Source organism: Mycobacterium sp. KBS0706 (genome assembly GCF_005938675.2).
Classification (GTDB): domain Bacteria; phylum Pseudomonadota; class Alphaproteobacteria; order DSM-16000; family Inquilinaceae; genus Inquilinus.
The window spans coordinates 68,449-88,781 of record NZ_VCCH02000019.1; the positions used below are offsets into that span (position 1 = coordinate 68,449).

General features: G+C 67.2%; 16 protein-coding genes. 12 read left to right on the top strand and 4 right to left on the bottom strand.

Annotated elements, in window-relative coordinates; genetic code table 11:
- The first annotated feature begins 225 nt into the window (after positions 1 to 225).
- Positions 226 to 1,374 carry a bacteriohopanetetrol glucosamine biosynthesis glycosyltransferase HpnI gene (hpnI, locus tag FFK22_RS12950; protein WP_138891271.1) on the top strand — a complete coding sequence of 383 codons (1,149 nt, stop codon included), beginning with the start codon at positions 226 to 228 and terminating at the stop codon, positions 1,372 to 1,374.
- Positions 1,371 to 2,798, top strand: coding sequence for a hopanoid biosynthesis associated radical SAM protein HpnJ (hpnJ, locus tag FFK22_RS12955; protein ID WP_221938563.1), 1,428 nt, complete (start codon positions 1,371 to 1,373; stop codon positions 2,796 to 2,798). Before hpnI ends, hpnJ begins: the two co-directional genes overlap by 4 nt.
- Before the next feature lie 191 nt (positions 2,799 to 2,989).
- On the opposite strand, the gene FFK22_RS12960 is transcribed toward hpnJ, so the two are convergent.
- Both FFK22_RS12960 and FFK22_RS12965 read right to left on the bottom strand, forming a co-directional pair.
- The gene (locus FFK22_RS12960; protein ID WP_138893580.1) at positions 2,990 to 3,607 is read right to left on the bottom strand and encodes a hypothetical protein; all 618 of its coding nucleotides are present in this window, start codon (positions 3,605 to 3,607) and stop codon (positions 2,990 to 2,992) included.
- Between the two features lie 127 nt (positions 3,608 to 3,734).
- Complete coding sequence (locus FFK22_RS12965; protein ID WP_138893581.1) at positions 3,735 to 6,416, bottom strand: calcium-binding protein; 2,682 nt, start codon at positions 6,414 to 6,416, stop codon at positions 3,735 to 3,737.
- Between the two features lie 554 nt (positions 6,417 to 6,970).
- Between FFK22_RS12965 and FFK22_RS12970 the strand changes: the two genes are divergently transcribed.
- From FFK22_RS12970 to FFK22_RS12980, 4 genes are all read left to right on the top strand, one after another.
- Positions 6,971 to 8,503, top strand: coding sequence for a PBSX family phage terminase large subunit (locus FFK22_RS12970; RefSeq protein WP_221938564.1), 1,533 nt, complete (start codon positions 6,971 to 6,973; stop codon positions 8,501 to 8,503).
- A gap of 843 nt (positions 8,504 to 9,346) precedes the next feature.
- On the top strand, positions 9,347 to 10,453 hold the full coding sequence (locus FFK22_RS12975) for a LecA/PA-IL family lectin (RefSeq protein ID WP_138887150.1): 1,107 nt from the start codon (positions 9,347 to 9,349) through the stop codon (positions 10,451 to 10,453).
- A 112-nt stretch (positions 10,454 to 10,565) separates the two neighbouring features.
- Positions 10,566 to 10,718, top strand: a complete 153-nt coding sequence (locus FFK22_RS42905) for a hypothetical protein (RefSeq protein WP_186002441.1) — start codon at positions 10,566 to 10,568, stop codon at positions 10,716 to 10,718.
- Positions 10,719 to 10,855: 137 nt separating this feature from the next.
- Positions 10,856 to 11,275, top strand: coding sequence for a lysozyme inhibitor LprI family protein (locus tag FFK22_RS12980; RefSeq protein ID WP_138887149.1), 420 nt, complete (start codon positions 10,856 to 10,858; stop codon positions 11,273 to 11,275).
- 91 nt (positions 11,276 to 11,366) lie between these two features.
- On the opposite strand, the gene FFK22_RS12985 is transcribed toward FFK22_RS12980, so the two are convergent.
- Complete coding sequence (locus tag FFK22_RS12985) at positions 11,367 to 11,828, bottom strand: hypothetical protein (RefSeq protein WP_138887148.1); 462 nt, start codon at positions 11,826 to 11,828, stop codon at positions 11,367 to 11,369.
- A gap of 162 nt (positions 11,829 to 11,990) precedes the next feature.
- Positions 11,991 to 13,244 carry a hypothetical protein gene (locus tag FFK22_RS12990; RefSeq protein ID WP_138887147.1) on the bottom strand — a complete coding sequence of 418 codons (1,254 nt, stop codon included), beginning with the start codon at positions 13,242 to 13,244 and terminating at the stop codon, positions 11,991 to 11,993.
- Between the two features lie 76 nt (positions 13,245 to 13,320).
- Here FFK22_RS12990 and FFK22_RS12995 point away from each other — a divergent pair, with 76 nt between their 5' ends.
- From FFK22_RS12995 to FFK22_RS13020, 6 genes are all read left to right on the top strand, one after another.
- Positions 13,321 to 13,575, top strand: a complete 255-nt coding sequence (locus FFK22_RS12995; RefSeq protein ID WP_138887146.1) for a hypothetical protein — start codon at positions 13,321 to 13,323, stop codon at positions 13,573 to 13,575.
- Positions 13,576 to 13,992: 417 nt separating this feature from the next.
- Positions 13,993 to 14,385, top strand: coding sequence for a hypothetical protein (locus tag FFK22_RS13000; protein WP_138887145.1), 393 nt, complete (start codon positions 13,993 to 13,995; stop codon positions 14,383 to 14,385).
- Between the two features lie 8 nt (positions 14,386 to 14,393).
- On the top strand, positions 14,394 to 15,188 hold the full coding sequence (locus tag FFK22_RS13005; RefSeq protein WP_138887144.1) for a hypothetical protein: 795 nt from the start codon (positions 14,394 to 14,396) through the stop codon (positions 15,186 to 15,188).
- A 262-nt stretch (positions 15,189 to 15,450) separates the two neighbouring features.
- Complete coding sequence (locus FFK22_RS13010; protein WP_138887143.1) at positions 15,451 to 15,717, top strand: cysteine rich repeat-containing protein; 267 nt, start codon at positions 15,451 to 15,453, stop codon at positions 15,715 to 15,717.
- Between the two features lie 222 nt (positions 15,718 to 15,939).
- Positions 15,940 to 17,127, top strand: a complete 1,188-nt coding sequence (locus FFK22_RS13015) for an efflux RND transporter periplasmic adaptor subunit (protein ID WP_138887142.1) — start codon at positions 15,940 to 15,942, stop codon at positions 17,125 to 17,127.
- A 31-nt stretch (positions 17,128 to 17,158) separates the two neighbouring features.
- Positions 17,159 to 20,329, top strand: coding sequence for an efflux RND transporter permease subunit (locus FFK22_RS13020; RefSeq protein WP_138887141.1), 3,171 nt, complete (start codon positions 17,159 to 17,161; stop codon positions 20,327 to 20,329).
- Positions 20,330 to 20,333: the final 4 nt, after the last annotated feature.

Here is a 20,333-nt window from a genome sequence, read left to right on the forward strand (position 1 = left end):
CGAGGGGAGGGGGGACTCAAAAGAGCCGTCCGGCACCCGCATCATTACGACTGTGGCAATTTTGCGATTCCCTAAAGGGATCGGGCCGCCTAGCTTGCGCGTCATCCTTCCGGATGCCGGAGACGTAGCCCGGGGTCTGGCGGGGACGATCGGAACGCCCATCGCCCCGGCCCGGCCGGCGGCCGCGGGCTTGCCTTTTGCAGTAGAGAGCGCGGGCATGGAACGATGCTGGACGTCCTGCTGATCCCGGTCCTGGTCCTGGCGGTGCTCGGGTGCCTCTACCTGGGCGCCGCGATCCTGCTGACCGGCCGCCACGCCAGACGGCGGGTGCCGGAGCCCGGCGCCTTCCCCTCGATCACCGTGATCAAGCCGCTGCACGGCCTCGAGCCGGGGCTGTTCGAGAACCTGGCCTCGTTCTGCGCCCAGGACTATCCCGGCCCGGTGCAGATCGTGCTCGGCGTCGCCGACCCGCGCGACCCGGCCCTCGCCGTGGTCGAAGAGCTGCGCCGCGCCTTCCCGCAGGCGGCGCTGGAGCTGGTGGTCGATGCGCGCCGGCACGGCAGCAACCGCAAGGTCTCCAACCTGATCAACATGGCGGAGCGGATTCGCCATGACGTGGTGGTGTTCTCCGACAGCGACGTGCGGGTGCCGGCCGACCATCTGCGCCAGATGGTGGCGGAGCTGCAGGCGCCCGGAATCGGCTGCGTCACCTGCCTGTATCACGGCGTGCCGACCGGCGGCACATGGTCGCGGCTGATCGGCCTGGGCATGGACACGCATTTCACCCCCAGCGTGATCGTCGGGCTGGGCCTGCGCCTGGCGCGGCCCTGCATCGGCACCACCATCGTCATGGACCGCGACATGCTGGCCGAGATCGGCGGCCTCACCGCCTTCGCCGACCTGCTGGCCGAGGACCATGCCATCGGCGCCGCGGTGTGGGCCACGGGCCGCAAGGTCGCGGTGTCGACCCAGCTGATCGGCCATCTCTGCAGCGAGGCCTCGGCCGCCACGATGTGGGCGCATGAGCTGCGCTGGGCCCGCACCATCAAGAGCATCGACCCGCTCGGCTATGCCGGCTCGCTGATCACCCATCCGCTGCCGCTGGCGCTGATCGCCTGGGCGCTGGGCGGCGGCTGGCCCGCTTTGGCCACGGCCGGGCTGGCAGCCATGCTGCGGATCGCGCTGTGCATCCGCTTCGAACGCGCCTACTCTCTGCCGCCGCGGCCCTATTGGCTGATTCCGGCGCGCGACCTGCTGGCCTTCGCGGTTTTCGTCGTGAGCTATCTCGGCTCCGGCGTGAACTGGCGGGGCCATTTGTATCAACTCGTTCCAGACGGCACCTTGGTGACGGATCGGAGGCCTCCCTCCCCATGACGATGAAGACATTGTTTCTGCAGGCGCCGTCCTTCGACGGCTTCGACGGCGGTGCCGGCTCGCGCTACCAGGCCAAGCGCGAGATCAAGTCCTTCTGGTACCCGACCTGGCTGGCCCAGCCGGCGGCGCTGGTCGAGGGCTCGAAGCTGATCGACGGCCCGCCGTCGCGCACCAGCCCGGCCGCGGTCGCCGCGCAGGCCAAGGATTACGACCTCGCCGTCCTGCACACCTCGACCCCGTCCTTCGCCTCCGACGTCAAGATGATCGAGGCGCTGAAGGCGGTGAACCCGAACCTCAAGGCCGGGCTGGTCGGCGCCAAGGTGGCGGTCGACCCGAATGGCAGCATGGCCGGGTCGCCGCTGATCGACTTCGTCGCCCGCAACGAGTTCGACTTCACCATCAAGGAAGTGGCCGACGGCCGCGACCTGTCCAAGATCGACGGCCTGACATACCGCAATTCCGAGGGCGTGGTGGTCCACAACCCCGAGCGCGCGACGCTCGAGAACATGGATGCGCTGCCCTTCGTCAGCCCGGTCTATCACCGCGACCTGGTGATCGAGGACTATTTCATCGGCTATCTGAAGCACCCGTATCTGTCGATCTACACCGGCCGCGGCTGCAAGTCGCGCTGCACCTTCTGCCTGTGGCCGCAGACCGTGGGCGGGCACCGCTACCGCACCCGCAGCGTCGGCCATGTGATCGACGAGATCCGCTGGGCGAAGCAGACGATGCCGCAGATCCGCGAGTTCTTCTTCGACGACGACACCTTCACCGACGACGCGCCGCGGGCCGAGGCGATCGCCCGCGAGCTGGGCAAGCTCGGCGTCACCTGGTCGTGCAACGCCAAGGCCAATGTGCCGCGCGAGACCCTGAAGGTGATGCGCGACAACGGCCTGCGCCTCCTCCTCGTCGGCTATGAATCCGGCAACCAGCAGATCCTGTTCAACATCAAGAAGGGCATGCGGATCGAGGTCGCGGAGAAGTTCACCAAGGACTGCCACGAGCTCGGCATCCAGATCCACGGCACCTTCATCCTGGGCCTGCCGGGTGAGACCAAGGAGACGATCCAGGAGACCATCCGCTTCGCCACCAAGATCAACCCGCACACCATCCAGGTGTCGCTGGCGGCGCCCTATCCGGGCACCTTCCTGTACAATCAGGCGGTGGAGAACGGCTGGCTGGACGAGGCCAATGCCGAGCTGGTGGACGAGCGCGGCGTGCAGATCGCGCCGCTGCATTACCCGCATCTGAGCCATGGCGAGATCTTCCATTCGGTGGAGGATTTCTACCGGCGCTTCTACTTCCGCGCCCCGAAGATCGCCTCGATCGTCGGCGAGATGGTGCGCAGCCCGGAGATGATGAAGCGCCGCCTGCGCGAGGGCGTGGAGTTCTTCCGGTTCCTGAAGGAGCGGAAGGCGGCCTGAGAGACAATTGCCTCTCCCGTTTACGGGAGAGGTCGGGCTCGCGCAGCGAGACCGGGTGAGGGCTGGTTCCGGCCTCGACGAACTCCCCTCACCCGGAGGCGCAAGCGCCTCCGACCTCTCCCGCAAGCGGGAGAGGCAAAACACTCGGTTCTCTTGGGAATAATGGGCATTTCGCACGACGAACTGCGCCCTCACCCGGTGTCCGGCGGCTTGGGCTTGCGGCGGCCGGCCGGGCCGGGCTTGGGAGGATCCGCAGGCGGGTCGTCCTCGCCATCCTCCGACGGCAGGAAGCCGAGATCCTCCAGGGCCTCATCGGCCCTCTCGAGCCAGCGCTCGACCTGCACCGGATAGCCCCAGCGCCGGCACAACGCCGCCACTGCGACCTCAGCCCAGCTGGCCTCGACCAGCTCCGCCACCTCCGGCCGTTCCATCCGCTCGTCGATCTCGGAGGCGCGGCGATCGACTTCGTCGCCGTCCTTGGACACCTCGTGCACCGCCGCCATCATCGCCAGCTTCACCCGCAGCGCGTGCCAGTCCTCCTGCGCCGCCTCCCGCTGCGCCGTGGCCTTGCGCTTCTGCTTGGCCTGCTGGGACAGCTTGCTCTTGAGCAGCAGGGTCAGCCGCACGGCGCGCGAGACGGTGGCGATTCGCTGGGTGTAGTCGACCCCGGGCTGCGGCGCCTGCAGCGCCTCCTGCTGCGTCGCCCGGGCGATCGACATCTGGATCTCGACCAGCTCCGACAGCACGCACAGATCCCCCTCCTCCGCGGGGGAGGATGCTGGGCCGGGATCGGTCTGCGCCTTGTTCATGGAACATATGATGAACACGATCGCGAAATAATACAATTGCACAAAGTGTTTACTGGCTCGGCCGCAATGCCGGAGCGGCGACAGGCCGGATCGTTGCGCCCCTGCGGGCCCGCATGGATGCCCGCCGTTACAGTGAGAAGTCGCCGGCGACGAGGCCGATGGCGCCGGTGAGCTGGATGTGGAAGTCGGAGACGCCGTCGCCGTTGACGTCGCCGGCGATGGTGGTGACGCCGGGGCTGGTGACGGCATAGCGCAGCTGGCCGGCATGGTGGGTGAAGCCGCCGGTGCCGATGAAGGTGAAGGCCTGGTTGCCGGCAACACCGGTGTCGGCGTCGATCGCCGACAGGTCGACCCGGTCGCCCTGGTCGTGGCTGAAATCGGTGATCCGGTCTGCCGCGCCGACCGTGCTGTGCGAGGCGGCGGAGAAGACGAAGCGGTCGGCGCCGCCGCCGCCGCGCAGCACATCCTGCCCGGCCCAGCCGTTCAGCCCATTGGCTGCGGCGTTGCCGGTGATCTGGTCTGCGCCGGTCGAGCCGGTGACGTTCTCGATGCCGAAGAAAGTGTCGCCCTTGGCGTCGCCGCCAGTGCCGGTGCCGATCGAGAGGTTGACCGTCACGCCGACGGCGCCGGCGTAGTAGCTGGCGGTATCGCTGCCGGCGCCGCCGTCCAGCCGGTCGGCGCCCGCCCCGCCGCGGAGCACATCGTCGCCGCCCCAGCCGGCCAAGGTGTTGGCCCCGGCATTCCCGCTGAGGCTGTCATTGCCGAGGTTGCTGCCGGTGAGGTTCTCGATCGATACCAGGGTGTCGCCCTGAGCGTCGCCGCCGGACCCGGTGCCGGTCGCGAGATCGACCGTCACCCCAGCCGCGCTGGCATAGTAGGTGGCAATGTCCGAGCCGGCGCCGCCGTCGAGCTTGTCGGCGCCGGCCCCGCCGCGGAGCACATCGTCACCGCCCCAGCCGGCCAGGACATTGGCGCCGGCGGTCCCGATCAGCGTGTCGTTCCCCTGATTGCTGCCGGTGAGGTTCTCGATGCCGATCAGGACGTCGCCCTGGGCATCGCCACCGGATCCGGTGCCGGCGGCCAGGTCGACCGTCACCCCGGCCGCGCTGGTGTAGTAGGTGGCGGTGTCGGTGCCGGCGCCCCCGTCGAGCCGGTCCGCGCCGGCCCCGCCGCGGAGCAGGTCGTTGCCGCCCCAGCCGGCCAGGACATTGGCGCCGGCATTCCCGATCAGCGTATCGTTGCCTTGACCGCCGGTGAGATTCTCGATGCCGACCAGGGTGTCGCCCGCGGCGTCGCCGGCCGTGCCGGCGCCGGCCGCGAGGTCGACGACCACGCCGGCGGCACTGTCATAATAGCTGGCGCTGTCGGTGCCGGCGCCACCGTCCAGCTGGTCCGCACCGGCGCCGCCGCGGAGCGTATCGTCGCCGCCGTTGCCGCGCAGGGTGTCGCTGCCGGCGAGGCCATAGAGGGCGTTGCTGCCGTCATTGCCGATCAGGGTGTCCAGGTCGAGGTTGGTGCCGACCAGGTTCTCGAACGACAGCAGCTGTATACTGCCGTCACCGCCGGCGACGCTGTTCTCCAGGTCGAGATACACGTTCTGGGTGTACAGGTGGAAGTCGGCCGTGTCGGTGCCGGCACCGCCATCCAGAACCATCGCCGTGTAATCGTAGAGGACGTCGTCGCCGGCACCGCCGTAGAGGTAGTCGATACCGTTGCCGCCTTCGATCCAGTCACTGCCATCGCCGCCATAGAGGTGGTCGATACCGTTGCCGCCTTCGATCCTGTCATTGCCGTCGTCGCCGCGGAGCGTGTCGTCGGCATCGCCGCCCGAGAGCCTGTCGTCGCCGGCACCGCCGTCGAGCTGGTCGTTGCCGTACCGACCGAACAGCAGGTTGCGGGAGTCGTTTCCGGTGATGATGTCGGAGCTGCCCGTTCCGCGAACATTCTCGATGCTGGTCAGCCGGAGATAACCGTCGACCATGCCGGTGACCAGATCGATCACAAGACCGTCACCGTTGGTCGTGCTGAACTCGTAGGTCGCCGTATCGCTTCCTTCGCCCCCATCCAGGTAGTCTGTATAACCCGGCCCCCCATACTCATTGACCTTGTCAATCAGCGTGTCGTCGCCGTTGCCGCCGAACAGGGTGTCGCGATCGTATTCGGAATAGATCGAGGAGAGGACGAGGCCGCCATTGAGCGTGTCATTGCCATCGCCGCCATTCAGCACGTCCTCACCCATGCCGCCGGTCAGGCTGTTGGCGCCGGCGTCCCCTGTCAGCATGTCGGCAAGGTCGGTCCCGCTGACGTTCTCGATGCCGCTCAGCGTTCCCCCGCCATTGACCGTGCCGGCGGCCAGATCGACGGTGCCCACACGGCTCAAGGTGTCAATGCCCGCTCCACCCTCGACCACGCCGACGGGAACGCTGGACCCGCCGATATAAATAAAGCTGTCGTTGCCGTCACCGCCGATCAGATGGTCGGCGTCGCTTCCCCAATGAATTTCATCGTTGCCGCTGCCGCCATCGACGTACCAGCCCCACAGGAGATCATTTCCGGCGCCGCCATCGGCGAACCGGCCTGCCACGCTGTCATTCCCGTCGCCGCCACGAACCGTATCGTCACCGAGGCCGCCGCTCAGGACATCGTCCCCGGCGCCGCCATCGAGCGTATCGTCACCGCTGCCGCCATCCAGGTCATCGCTACCGGCCAGGCCCGAAAGGGTGTCGTTGCCGTCGAAGCCGTAGATCTGGTCGTCGCTGCTCCCTCCGGTGAGAGTGTCGTTCCCCGGGGTTCCGTTGATGACGGTCATGGCGGTTCTTCTCCCTTTGACACTCGTCTTGATCGCGATGTCGGCGCGGATCGGAGGCCGATGGCGCGTAAATGGTTGATTCAAATGGAAGCGAATGATGGGATCAATTTGATCCAAATCGCCAGTTGCATACCAGGGAATTGTGTCGTCCGACCTAAGCAACGAATGTGCGCACAGCGGCCGAAAGCCGAAGCGCCGTCGCCGCTTTTGATGCTCTGCAATCCGAGGGCGCAGCGACGTCGCACCAATGCCAAGGTTGGCCTTTCGCTCATTCCGGTTCGGTCAGGCCGAATGACAGGCGCCGGAATCGGCCCTCTTTCCCTGGCGCCGAAGGTGGATTCTGAAGCGACCCGAACCAAAGCGGCCATGTCCGCTTCGGGGACGCCAGGAGGGCCGGCAATCGCCGCAAAGAGCCGCATGCGGACAATCGTCTCGATCCTATGTTCGCTTTTTGTTCTTGACATGGCGGCCTGTCACGCCGCATGATTCAGGCACAGTCAGACAGTTGTGCCCGTCCGGCCCTGCCGCGGCGGGCTTTTTCATGGGAGGCGGGGATGCGGAAGGGTGTGACGAGGGCCAAGCCGAGCTGGACCGGCCTCGCCGGACGGCTTCGCGGCGATGCCAGGGCGGCGGCGGACTGTGCCCGCCGGCGTCGCGGCAACGCCGGGATGCGGGGCATGCCGCCCTGGATCCTGATCCCGTGCCTGGCGGCGGTGGCCGGGCGGCGGCGACGGGGCGAGTCCCTGCCGGAGACGGTGCGCCGGCTGGCCGACACGACCGAGATCTGCCTGGCCCCCGGCGCCGCCACCGAGTGCGTCGCCGCCGACCTGGCACGGCTGGGCCAGGTGTATCGCGACTTCCGGTGCCGCCCGGAGGACGGCGAGGCCGCGATCACCCTGCCCCCGTCCGACCTGGCGCCGGTGTTCGACCCGCTGCTGCAGCCGTCGCGCTACAAGGGCGCCTATGGCGGCCGCGGCTCGGGCAAGTCGCACGCCTTCGCCGAGCTGCTGGTGCGGCGCTGCGTCGAGGCGGCGCCGCTGCGGGCGGTGTGCATCCGCGAGGTGCAGCGCTCGCTCGACCAGTCGGTGAAGCGGCTGATCGAGGACAAGATCCAGGCGCTGGGCCTGGGCCGCCATTTTCGGGTGCAGGCCGACCGCATCCTCGGGCCCGGCGGCGGCCGCATCATCTTCCAGGGCATGCAGAACCACACGGCCGAGAGCATCAAGTCGCTGGAGGGCTACGACATCGCCTGGGTCGAGGAGGCGCAGGCGCTGTCGATCTGCAGCCTGGACCTGCTGCGCCCGACCATCCGCAAGCCGGGGTCGGAGCTGTGGTTCACCTGGAACCCGCCCCAGGCGAGCGACCCGGTCGACGCGATGTTCCGCGCCGGCCCGCCGCCGCCCGATGCCGCGCTGGTGCGGGTGAACTGGTCCGACAACCCGCATTTCCCGGCGGTGCTGCAGGCGGAGATGGAATGGGACCGGGGGCGCGACCCGGACAAGCACCAGCATGTCTGGCTGGGCGGCTATCAGACCTTCAGCGAGGCCAGGGTGTTCAGGAACTGGAAGGTGGAGGGATTCGAGACGCCGGCCGATGCGCGCTTCCTATACGGCGCCGACTGGGGCTTCGCCCGCGACCCGACGGTGCTGGTGCGCTGCTTCGTGCAGGGGCGGACGCTGTTCGTCGATCACGAGGCGTACCGGGTGGGCTGCGAGATCGACCGCACGCCGGACCTGTTCGACGCCATCCCGGGGTCGCGGCGGGGACCGATCATCGCCGACAGCTCCCGGCCGGAGACGATCAGCTACATGCAGCGCAACGGCTTCGGCAGCATCACCGGGTCGACCAAGGGGGCGGGATCGGTGAAGGAGGGGGTCGAGTTCCTGAAGGCGCACGACATCCGGGTGCATCCGCGCTGCCGGTACCTGATCGACGAGCTGGCGCTGTACAGCTATCGCACCCATCCGAAGACCGGCGAGATCCAGTCCGAGCTGGAGGACCGCGAGAACCACGCGGTCGACGCCCTGCGCTATGCCGTCGAGGGGCTGCGGCGGGGCGGCTATGACAGCTCGATGAAGTGGGTGTGACGGGCATCGCCGCCGGCTGCAGCGACGACGGGATCGTGCGGGTGGGAGACCTGGGCTTGCCAGCTACCCTGTCTCACGTCAGGGGTGCACTCCAACCGAGCTATCGCCAAACCTGTAAGTGCACAGTCACCGAATTCAATTTTGAGATTGCAAACGACCTGACCGAGAAAGTGCCTGATGTTAGCTCCGAGTGTATCTTAGGCAGAAGCCGTGCGGCCACGGAGGGGTGCCGGGAACGACCCGGCCATCACAATTTCGCAATCTGCAGTTCAGGTAAAATCGGCAGAAAAATCTGCCAAAACCTCTCCCAAAATTGACTAACATCCCATATATTTTTTGTCATTTGATGTGTTGACTTCAATCCTATTGGCGCACACTACTATATAGAAAGCTCCGTTCGAGAGAGAATTTCCAGAAAATGGCACCGATCTTCGGCGCTGGATTCTGGTGAGTTTCAACACTATTGGAAACGCGACGAGAGAGCCGCCGGTCCCAGCATATGGAAGCGGCCCCGTAGGGATCCTGTGCGTCCGGCGATCCGGGACATCGCCATTGCCGCCAACGCCTTCCGCCCGGTGACCGATACCGGCGTCACCGTGCCAGGACGCCGACCCGGCCGAAGACGGCCGGACCATCCATGGCGTGCCCGGGGGCACGGCGCAAACCCTTCCGGCCGAGCCGCGACCGCGGCTCGGCAACCGCGGACCGTGGGAGCATGCGCGCAGGTCGCAGCCATGTCCGGCACGGCTCCTGCGACTCGGCCGAGGGACGTGCGGCACGGGGTTCGAGAGACCCCGCGCCTCGCGGAGAGCCATCGTTCATCAGCGAAGAGGAGAGAGAGACATGACCGACGCTGCCAAGAAGGTCGATCTGGTGGTCCTGATCGACACCAGCGCCTCGATGAAGGACGAGGCCGAGGCGCTGAGCAAGGGCATGGTCACCGCGATCGAGGACGCCAAGAAGGCCTGCCCGTCCGACCTGCGGGTGCAGTTCCTCGGCATCGAGGGCACCTTCGCCACCACCGAATTCACCAAGACCGCCCGCCAATACCTGACCGGCATCGGCACCGACGCCGCCCAGCTGGCCGCACGGGCGCATGGCGGGGCGAAGGATTCCAGCGCCCAGGAGCAGATCGCCCAGACCGTGGTCGATGTCAGCCGTCATTTCGACTGGCGGGACGGGGCCGAGCGCGCCGTGTTCGTGCTCGGCGACGAGAGCCTGGACGGCGGCGGCCTGACCATCGGCGCCAAGGCGGTCAAGCTGACCGACCGGGCGATCGCGGCCGCGGTCGACAACGCGGTCAAGATCCACGCCTACCAGACCACGCTGCCGGCCGAGCCGACCCCGGAGCAGGCGGCGGCCCTGACCGCGGAGTACAAGCGCCTGGCCCTGCGGACCGGCGGCCAATACTACATCAACACCCAGGGCCTGGCCGATTTCAGCAAGGTGCTGCAGGACGCCATCTGCGCCAGCCAAGTGCCGGTCGAGGAGAGCATCAAGGACAAGGAGAAGGAGGCCGACGAGATCGAGGGCGGCCAGGCCGGGGGCGATGCGCCGGCTGCCCGGCCGGCGGCGTGGAAAGGTCAGCTCCCGGCCACGAACGAGGCCGGGATCAAGACCGGCATCACGGTGAAGAAGGGCGACCGCCTCACCATCCTCGCCTCCGGCTGGGCCAAGGTCGGGCCCGACTGGCCGTGGCACGGGCCGCAGGGCGACAAGAACCACCCGTACCAGACGCAGATGGAGAGCAAGTACCTGCTTCCCATCACCGTGGGCGCCCTGCTGATCCAGATCGGCTCCAGCCTGTCCTACATCGGCACCGGCGCCCTCGACTGGGAGGCCCCGGCCGACGGCGAGGTCGTCTTCCGCTACAACGACATCGGCGGTGCGGGCGAGTTCGCCAACAACGACGGCGCCTTCGACATCACCATGCGCCGCGAGAGCGCCTGATCTGATCCGGGACGCCGGCCTTCCCGAAGCGGGGAACGGCCGGCGCCTCCATCCATCCTGAAGTGCCCCCCTTGGTGAGACACGATAGATAGAGACAGGTCAGGTTCTGGCGATGATCGCCGTGGCCACGCGCGACGAGCTGCGGCGCAAGGGCGACCAGACGGGCCTCTCCAGGCTGCGGGACGGGGTGAACGGCATGGCGCAGAAAATGGGCGTGAATCTCCGTGCCATCAGAATGACGCCGCAGGGCTTCGTGGCGCTCTGACGCCGGGTGCGCCATAGGACGACATGGGCGATCTCTGCATTCAGCAGACCGACAAGCCTGAATTCGGTGTCATCGCGAAATAGCCACAACAGGCGGCCAGGCTTTACGCAGTCAGAAAGACGCATGGGACCGCCACGATGTTCTGGAAACCATCTCTCGTTTTGGGAACCGCCCTCTTGATCGCCACTTGTCCGGCAAGCGCGCAGCAGAGCGCGGAGTTCGACGCGTGCATGGCCCAGGCCGACGGCGTTTCCTCGAACATGTTGGACTGCGGCAAAGCCGAAATCGGCAAGTGGGACCCGCGGCTGAATTCCGCCTATCAGACGCTTCTGCACCGATCCAAGGGCAAGGAACGAGCGCAACTGCAGCAAGAGCAGAGGACATGGCTCAAACATCACTTGAATGAGACCCACCGTCTGGCTGTCGACCCGAACAATGGGTCCGTCGCATTCCTCGACTCGCAGTCTTTTGAATTGGATGACTTGGTCAAGCGAACGCTGGCGCTTGAAAAGCGCGTCGCGACCCTGAGTCCGCCCGGCGGCGCCGATGCGCGATAAGACAGGTATGGTCGGAGACGACGTCGATCGGACTTCACCCCTGGACTGAGACAGAAGCATCAGGACGACCTGGGCGATCGACCGAAGCGTCTCACCGGCGCGCCAGTGACAGATCCGTCGTCACCCTGGGCACGCCGTGCTCCCCGCCATCCGTCACCAGGATCCGGAGCCGGTCCGGGCCCAGGCTGACGATCCGCATATCGGCCGTCATGTGGCCGTTGACCGGCTGGGGCCAATCGATCAGGACATCGATCGCCGGGCCGTCCAATCGGCCGGTCAGCCGCGCCGGCCCGACCTTCGAACCGGTATAGGTCCCGGTCATCCGGCCGGATCGGGGATCGAGGGAGAGGTCGGCGCCGACCGACCGCGAGAAGATCAGATAGGCCCAGCAGGTTCCGTCGAGCGCGAGCTGGTTCGGACGCCGCTGCTGCACCTTGAAGTCGCAACTCACCTCTCGGGGCGTGGCGTCGGGCCCGTCCGCGACCACGCCCTCGGCATCGAAGGAGCCGGTGTACCGGTCGAGAGGCGCGGCGGCCGCCGACACCGTGAGCATCGCAGCGACGCCCCCGGCCATGCATGAGAGCTTAGGACGAGGCATTTCTCTTCACCCCCGCAGGGCGCGGTACGCCGGGCCACCTCATCGCATCGGCCGGCGGCAAGCAACATACAATGCCCCAAGGCTGAGCCGGCACGAGGCGAGCCGATCACATGGCGATCAATCCGGGCGGCCGGAACCCTCGCCGTTGCGGTTCGATCCATCCCTGTCGGCGTCCGCCCTCGACCTCTCCAGAGACCCGGGGGGTAGATCCGTCAGCGACGTCAGCCAGGCGCCGAGGGCGATGGTCTCGTCGAGATCGGCCGATGCTGCAGCGGCGTTGGCCGGCGGCTGCGCGGATCGAGCCGGCGTTTCGATATCCCGGGCGGGCCGGGCGAGCGGCGGCGGCGCCGGCCGATCAGGCTGAACCGGTTTGCGGATTGCGGGATCGCGGATGCCGCCTCGCAGATCCGCAGCTTCGCGCCCTGCGGCAACGGCGCCGGGCCGGAACAGCGGATGCGGGGCGAGCATTTCGGTGATGGACGGACCGGAGCTGGGCACGTTTCCGAGCCTCGGCACCGTATTGCCGATCCGGGTCGCCGGCCAGGAGGCCGACAGCATCCATGGCTGCTTCGCCAGGTCTTCCTGAGCCAGGGCGTCCCGGATCGCGTCGATGCTGTGCGTGGGTTCGCCGGCATCGTGCCGCAGCTCCCGCACCTCGCCGATGCAGCCCTTGCCGTATGTGCCGACGAAATCGCCCCTGACGTTCAGGCACAGGCCGACCGGCGCGCCGTTCCGCCGGGCCCTGAGCGAGCGCGCCATCTGCCGCGGCTTGAAGAGGTTGAAGGCCGACGCCTTGAGATGCGCCTCCATCCCGGGGCCGTTGAGCGAGACGAACGGGCGGCCGGACCAGGCGCCGACCACCTGCGCCAAGGCGCCGCCGAGGGAATGACCCACGATCGACACCGGCTTGCCGCCGCAATTCTGCTCGGCCCACCGCACCAGCTTCTTGGCCGAGCCCGCCATGTTGGGGATGACGAGGACCGCAATGCGGGCATTGGCCGAGTTCTGGGAGATCGGGGCGCTCATCGGCCCGCCCTTGGTTCCGGAAAAGGCGACGATCACCTCCTCGTCGCCTTCGAACACCGATCCCTGGAAGCCGTTGCCATACCACGTCGCCGTCTCGGTTTTCCGGACGCGCCAACGGCTGGACACATGGCCCTCGGGATCGGCCTGGTACGCCGCATCGGCGAGATCGAGATAGTCGCGGATCGTTGCCATTGGACCGGATGATGTCTGCGATGGGTGATGATCCAGACCTGCGACCGGACTGTTGCTGCAATGTGTCCGTCCCGGTCCGGATGGTGACAGCTGCAACAAAGCGGCAGGGTCGGCGGCCGCGGTCCGGCCTTGCCGCGGCCCGACCAAAACCATTTTCCCGGGGTATCGATGCGGTGCCCGGGGGGATGCGGCGATGATCCCGACACCGGAGCAGAGGAAGGGGCATGCGATGCGTTCGACCCGTTTCGTCATCACCCTGCTGGCCTTGCTCGCGCCCGGCAGCGCGCTGGCGATGACGACCTATGTCTACTGCATCAACGACCGGATCGAGGTCGACCCGCGCGACCCGCGGGAGATGCGCTCCGACCGCGGCGATTCGGAGATCTGCATCATCGGGCCGAGCTTCGACTTCGGACCGGATGCGACGCGCTGGGTCGAGGCCAATCTGCGCGCCGGCGTCGGCGGGGCCTGCACCTGCAAGTAGGTATGGCTCCAAGTCAGAAGACTCGCTGGCGGCTCCCCCTCGCCGAGGTCGACCACGGCGAGTCCTCCCTGGCGCAACGATCGAAGGGCAGCGGGCGCGGAAGCGGTAGCCGCGGGCGAGTGCCGAGGGCTGGGCGGGTCGCCCTCCCAGGGGTCCACTCCAAAAGTGGGCGAAAGCCCACTAAAAGTGCACCGTTACCGTAATTCTAAATGACGATGATTCACCTAAAATAATATTCGGGATTAATCTTCGAGATTGTGATAATATTTGAGATGCGAAATGGCATTTTATCACAATATAGGACAAACAAATCAGTAATGGATGCGGAGGTTGTGATTGATTTCCGCGGCGGTTATTGAGGAGCGGCCGAAAGGAAGCTTCCAGTAGCAGAATGCGGAGGATGGTAGGGAGGCTCCCTTGGCAGCCGAGATTGAAGCGGCCGAGCTTTCGTCCTTTGAAATAGCGCCTGATGGCTCCCGCTGTACAATGCATGTCGTGGATACATGCGGACAGCCTGCCAGTCTCAATCTACCCTCGCATTGCCTGACACGGCTGATCATGAGCTTGCCACGGATGGCCACCGCGGCCCTGCAGGCGCGGCATCATGACGCTTCGTTGCGCATCGTCTATCCTGTGGACCGAATGCGGCTCGAACAGGGATCCACCGAAGGAACTCTGATCCTCACGCTGGCAACGCCGGACGGATTCGAGGTGTCCTTCAGCCTTCAGGCCAGCGACCTCCAGCATATACAGCAGTCCGCCGTCCCGTCGGAGCTTGCTTGCGGGCGACTGCGCCTCGTCAAAAACTGAGGTCGCAGATGTCAAGCCGCGTGGGTGCCGGCATCTTTCGAGGATGCCGAACTCTGCTCTCGATGCGTCATCCCGAATGCGGGCTCCTCGGGCAGCGCGCCTGCATCCGGCACATGATGGCCTTGACGCCGCTCCGCTCCAGGCGCGCCGCACCGATCGCCCTGGCGTGGCTTGCCGTCAGCGTGATCGCTTTCGCGGACGCCCGGTCGGAACCGTCCAACGACGCGGCCGTGACGGTCAGGGGCGAGATCACTTGCGCGCGCCGGTTCCTCAGTCTGGGTCGTCAGGCTTCCTTCGATGTGCTGCCCGGTGGAGTGCGCACACCATCTCTACCGATCCGGAAATCGATCGTCCTGGGCACCCGGAGCAGTGGCGATGCTCTGCACGAGGCCCTCGCCGCCGCGCGATGTGGTGTCGGGACTCTGGCAAGTGCAGCGCTCGACCAGCCGACGTTTCCCGTAAGTCAGCATGAAACGAAGATCGATCTCGTTGTTCTCTCCTCGACCGAACTCGGGATCGGGACGGATGGAGCGCCTCTCCAAGAGATCTACCGACGGGCTCTGCAGCTCGGTTATGCGCTTTGCCCAGCGGAGGTCGGACCGCAACTGCGGCTCCAGTATCCAAATCAGCCGATCGGCGAGTTTCTGCGCATTGCGATGGACCCCATTGCGACGCGACACGGGGAGTTGGCGGTCTTTATCGTGGGGAATGGCGGCGCTGGCCTCATCCTGATCGGAAGCAGTGCGAGGTCCGATGTCATCATGCCCTCGACCGTCCGGTTCGTATTCGTTCATCGCCGTTAGGTCCGGCCAGGCCCCTGCCGGCGGAGCGGAGCCTGAAGAGCCATACGCGGTGCACTCGACCTGCCGCCGCCTCTCTTCTCAACACATCAGAACGATGGACTGGGGTCGTCCCCAACCGGAGCGGTATGATGCCCTCCGGCCGGGTCGGGCAGCCCGGCTGCCGGCCGGATTGCGTATGCCGCCGTCCAGACCCGACGGGATGGCGTCGTTTGCGCGTTCGGCCAGGCCCAGAGAAGGCCCGCAACCATCAGGGAGACGACCCATGCCTTTCTCCATCCCGGCCGCCGCAACCCGCATCGCCCTCGCGGCTGTCGTGGCCGCTTCCGTCTTCGGGACCAGCGCGGCCATGGCGCAGCAGCCGAGCCCGGCGCAGGAACGCGAGGCGATGCAGGCCTGCCGCGCCGACTATGAGGCCCTGTGCAAAGGGGTCGAGCCGGGCGGCGGCCGCATCCTCGCCTGCTTGCAGCAGCACGCCGACAAGGTGTCGCCGGGCTGCAAGCAGGCCCTGATGTCGCTCAAGCCGAAATAGCCTGCACCGCCCGGCTGCGCGCAGCCACCGCTGAGCGTTCTGCCGCGCATGGCTGGCGGGGCCGCTCCCGCCAGATCCATTTCCGATGCCGCGGCGAAGTATTACAATGCTGGCGGCCGGCCTCTTGCGAGTGGCGAGGGGCGGATTGCTTCGGCCTAGCCCGATATGCGGGCCATTGGGAAGATAGATTTCGGATTTGATGGATCTCTTATTGGGGGAGAGATGGCACAAATATTGGAGGCCAAGGGGAGAGGGCGCCGCGGCCGCTGGCTGGCCGTGCTTCCGTGCATCATCGGCCTGGCGGGCTGCAACGAGCAGAACGCCTATGTCCCGCCGCCGCCGCCCAAGGTGACGGTGGCGCAGCCGGTGAAGCAGCCGGTGGTCAGCTATCTCGAGCTGACCGGCTCCACCGAGGCCTACAACGCCGTCGATCTCGAGGCCCGGGTGCAGGGCTATCTGGTGTCGATCGACTACAAGGACGGGGCGCAGGTGAAGCAGGGCACGCCCCTGTTCCACATCCAGCGCGACACCTATGAGGCCCAGCTGGAGCAGGCCAAGGCCGACCTGCTGCAGCAGCAGGCCGCCCAGGCCAACGCCCAGTCCGAATACCAGCGGCAATCGACGCTGGGGAAGGACCAGTTCGCGTCGCAGGCCCATGTCGAGGATGCCAAGACCGATCTCGACAAGGCCAACGCCGCGGTGATGCAGGCGCAGGCCAATGTCGAGCTGTCGACCATCACCCTCGGCTACACCGAGGTCGCGGCCCCGTTCGACGGCATCGTCACCGACCACCTCGTCGATGTCGGGGCGCTGGTCGGCTATAGCGGCCCGACCAAGCTGGCCAGCATCGTGCAGATGGACCCGATCCACGTCTATTTCACGGTCAGCGAGCAGCAGGTGCTGCAGGTCAAGCAGGGGGCGGCCGCCCAGGGCCGCAAGGTCAGGGACATCCACGACGTTCCGGTCGAGATCGGGCTGCAGACCGAGACCGGCTATCCGCACAAGGGGACGATCGACTACATCGCGCCGCAGATCGACCCCAGGACCGGCACCCTGACCGTGCGCGGGGTCTTCGACAACAAGGACACGGCGCTGCTGCCCGGCCTGTTCGCCCGGGTCCGCGTGCCGGTCGGCCACCAGGATGCCGGGCTGTATGTCGACGAGACCGCGATCGGCACCAGCCAGCTCGGCAGCTATGTGCTGGTGCTGGGCCAGGACGATGTGGTGGAGCAGCGCCAGGTGACGCTGGGGCCTGCCCAGGGGCCCTTGCGCGTGGTGCGGGACGGGATCGGGCCGGACGACTGGGTGGTGATCGGGGGCATCCAGAAGGCGGTCCCCGGCAACAAGGTCACGCCCGACAAGGCCGCCATGGCGGGCCAGGCGGCCGGCCAGGCCGCCGCCAAGCCGTAGCCGCGCGCCACCCGATCCTCCGAGGAGCCTCATGGTCTCGCGCTTCTTCATCGAGCGGCCGGTTCTCGCCAATGTGCTGGCGCTCGTCATCGTCCTGATCGGCGCCATCGCGCTGCTGCGGCTGCCGGTGTCGCAGTATCCGAATGTCGTGCCGCCGACGGTGCAGGTGACCACGACCTATCCCGGCGCCAGCGCCCGGACGGTGATGGACACGGTCGCCCTGCCGGTCGAGCAGCAGGTCAACGGCGTCCAGGGCATGCTGTACATGCAGTCGACCAGCGCCAGCGACGGCACCTACGTCCTGACGGTCACCTTCGACATCGGCACCGATCCCGATCTCGCCCAGGTGCTGGTGCAGAACCGGGTGGCGATCGCCCTGTCCTCCCTGCCGCAGGCGGTCCAGGTGCAGGGCGTCAACGTGCAGAAGAAGTCGACCGCCATCCTGCAGTTCATCACCCTGTCGTCGCCCGACAACCGCTATGACGGGCTGTTCCTGTCGAATTACGGCGTCATCGCCCTGCAGAAGGAGCTGGCGCGGCTGCCCGGCATCGGCAACGTCACCGTCTACGGCGCCGGCCCCTATGCCATGCGGGTCTGGCTGGATCCGGACAAGCTGCAGGCCTACGGCCTGGTGCCGTCCGACGTGGTCAGCGCGATCCAGCAGGAGAGCCAGGAGGTCACCGCCGGCATGGTCGGCATGCCGCCGGCCCCGGACGGGCTGAACTTCCAGTACACGGTCAACGTCACCGGGCGCCTGAACGACGCGGCGGATTTCGAGGACATCATCGTCAAGGCCGACAACCGCGACGGCGGCCGCCTGGTCCGCATCCGCGACATCGGCCGGGTCGAGCTGGGGTCGCAGAGCTACAGCCACGCCGCCACCCTGAACGGCCACCCGGCCGCCGCCATCGGCATCTTCCTGCTGCCCGACGCCAACGCCCTGGCCGTGGCCGGGGAGGTGCAGGCGAAGATGCAGGAGCTGGCGAAGGCATTTCCGCCGGGCCTGGTCTACGACATCCCGTTCGACACCACGAGATTCGTCAGCGCCTCGATCCACGAGGTCTACCTGACCCTGATCGAGGCGGCGGTGCTGGTGCTGATCGTGATCCTGCTGTTCCTGCAGGACTGGCGGGCGATGCTGGTGCCGGCGACCACCGTGCCGGTTACCATCATCGGCGCCTTCGCGGCCATGGCGGCGCTGGGCTTCAGCGTCAACACCGCGACCCTGTTCGCCATCGTGCTGGCGATCGGCATCGTCGTCGACGATGCCATCGTCATCGTCGAGGGCGTGTCGCGCCACATGGCGGCGGGGCTGAGCGGCCGCGAGGCCGCGGTGAAGGCGATGGGCGAGCTGTTCGGCCCGATCATCGGCATCACCCTGGTGCTGATGTCGGTGTTCCTGCCGGCCGCCTTCCTGCCCGGGCTGACCGGCCAGATGTACCAGCAATTCGCCCTGGTGATCGCCGCCACCGCGATCATCAGCGCCGTCAACGCCGCCACGCTGAAGCCGACGCAATGCGCGCTGTGGCTGAAGCCGCCGACGCCGCCGGAGCGGCGCAACCTGGTCTATCGCGGCTTCAACCGCGGCTATGATGCGGCCGAGCGCTGGTATGCGCGTCTGATTCGCCGGATGGTCGCGCGCAGCCCGGTGATGGTGGCGGTCGCCATCGGCCTGATCGGCCTGGCGTTCTGGGGCCTGTCGCGGGTGCCGACGGCGTTCCTGCCGATCGAGGACCAGGGCTATGCCGTGATCAGCGTGCAGCTGCCGGAGGGGGCGTCGCTGCAGCGGACCGACCGTGCTGTGGCCGAGGTCACCAGGATCGCGCTGGCGACGCCGGGGGTCGCCAATGTCGTCGGCGTCAGCGGCATCTCGGTGCTCGACAACAACGCCACGCTGTTCAACGCCGGCATGGCCTATGTGATCTTCAAGGACTGGTCGGAGCGCGGTCCGGACGAGACCCTGCGGGCGCTCTACCAGAAGCTCACCGCAGCGCTGGCCGGGCTGCAGGACGGCACCGCCTTCGTGATCGTGCCGCCGCCGATCCAGGGCATCGGCAATTCCGGCGGCTTCACCCAGGAGCTGCTGGTGCAGGACGGCAGCGCCGATTTCGCGCAGCTGCAGAGCGTGGCGCGCGAGGTGGTCGCCAAGGCGTCCACCCAGTCGGCGCTGCAGCGGGTGAATACCACCTTCAGCGCCGGCACGCCGCAGATCTTCCTCGCCGTCGACCGGACCAAGGCCGAGACGCTGGGGGTGACGGTCGGCCAGGTGTTCGCGGCGCTGCAGGGCTATCTGGGGTCGACCTACGTCACCCAGTTCAACAGGTTCAACAACGTGTTCCAGGTCTACGCCCAGGCCGAGGCGCAGCACCGGCTGGCGCCGCAGGACATCCTGCGGCTGAAGATCAAGACCCCGGCCGGCGAGATGGTGCCGCTGGGCAGCCTGATGATGGTCGAGACGGTGCAGGGCCCGCCCTTGATCAGCCTGTACAACCTGTACCCGTCGGTGACCCTGGTCGGCGGCCCGGCGCAGGGCTTCAGCTCGGGCCAGGCGATGGCGATCATGGACCAGATCGCGGCCCAGACGCTGCCGCCCGGCTACGGCTCGGCCTGGACGGCGATGTCGTACCAGGAAGACATCGTCGGCAACCAGATCTACCTGATCTTCGGCCTGGCGCTGATCCTGGTCTATTTCGTGCTGGCCGGCCAGTATGAGAGCTGGATCCAGCCGCTGTCGGTGATCCTGGCGGTGCCGCTGGCGCTGCTCGGCACCGTCGCGGCGCTGAACCTGCTCGGCGTCGCCAACAACCTCTACACCCAGATCGGCGTCATCCTGCTGATCTCGCTGGCGGCCAAGAACGCGATCCTGATCGTCGAATATGCGCGGGAGAAGCGGGCCGAAGGCATGCCGATCGCGGAGGCGGCGGTGGAGGCGGCGCGGCTGCGCTTCCGGCCGATCCTGATGACCTCCTTCGCCTTCATCCTCGGCGTGCTGCCTTTGGTCTTCGCCACCGGCGCCGGCGCCAATGCGCGGGCCTCGATCGGCATCGCCGTGGTCAGCGGCATGCTGGCCTCGACCGGGCTCGCGGTGCTGTTCGTGCCGTCGTTCTTCACGCTGCTGCAACGGCTGGCGGAGCGTAGGGCGTCATCCGGCGAGGCGGCGCGCGACGGGGCGCCGGCGCGACACGGTGCGCCATCGCCTTAATCCT

Coding starts and splice junctions, on each gene's coding strand:
- FFK22_RS12965 (WP_138893581.1), bottom strand. CDS start 6,416: ATGACCGTCATCAACGGAACCCCGGGGAACGACACTCTCACCGGAGGG.
- hpnJ (WP_221938563.1), top strand. CDS start 1,371: ATGACGATGAAGACATTGTTTCTGCAGGCGCCGTCCTTCGACGGCTTC.
- FFK22_RS12970 (WP_221938564.1), top strand. CDS start 6,971: ATGCGGAAGGGTGTGACGAGGGCCAAGCCGAGCTGGACCGGCCTCGCC.
- FFK22_RS12995 (WP_138887146.1), top strand. CDS start 13,321: ATGCGTTCGACCCGTTTCGTCATCACCCTGCTGGCCTTGCTCGCGCCC.
- FFK22_RS12990 (WP_138887147.1), bottom strand. CDS start 13,244: ATGGTTTTGGTCGGGCCGCGGCAAGGCCGGACCGCGGCCGCCGACCCT.
- FFK22_RS12985 (WP_138887148.1), bottom strand. CDS start 11,828: ATGCTCACGGTGTCGGCGGCCGCCGCGCCTCTCGACCGGTACACCGGC.
- FFK22_RS12975 (WP_138887150.1), top strand. CDS start 9,347: ATGACCGACGCTGCCAAGAAGGTCGATCTGGTGGTCCTGATCGACACC.
- FFK22_RS12980 (WP_138887149.1), top strand. CDS start 10,856: ATGTTCTGGAAACCATCTCTCGTTTTGGGAACCGCCCTCTTGATCGCC.
- FFK22_RS13015 (WP_138887142.1), top strand. CDS start 15,940: ATGGCACAAATATTGGAGGCCAAGGGGAGAGGGCGCCGCGGCCGCTGG.
- hpnI (WP_138891271.1), top strand. CDS start 226: ATGCTGGACGTCCTGCTGATCCCGGTCCTGGTCCTGGCGGTGCTCGGG.
- FFK22_RS13020 (WP_138887141.1), top strand. CDS start 17,159: ATGGTCTCGCGCTTCTTCATCGAGCGGCCGGTTCTCGCCAATGTGCTG.
- FFK22_RS13010 (WP_138887143.1), top strand. CDS start 15,451: ATGCCTTTCTCCATCCCGGCCGCCGCAACCCGCATCGCCCTCGCGGCT.
- FFK22_RS13005 (WP_138887144.1), top strand. CDS start 14,394: ATGTCAAGCCGCGTGGGTGCCGGCATCTTTCGAGGATGCCGAACTCTG.
- FFK22_RS12960 (WP_138893580.1), bottom strand. CDS start 3,607: ATGAACAAGGCGCAGACCGATCCCGGCCCAGCATCCTCCCCCGCGGAG.
- FFK22_RS42905 (WP_186002441.1), top strand. CDS start 10,566: ATGATCGCCGTGGCCACGCGCGACGAGCTGCGGCGCAAGGGCGACCAG.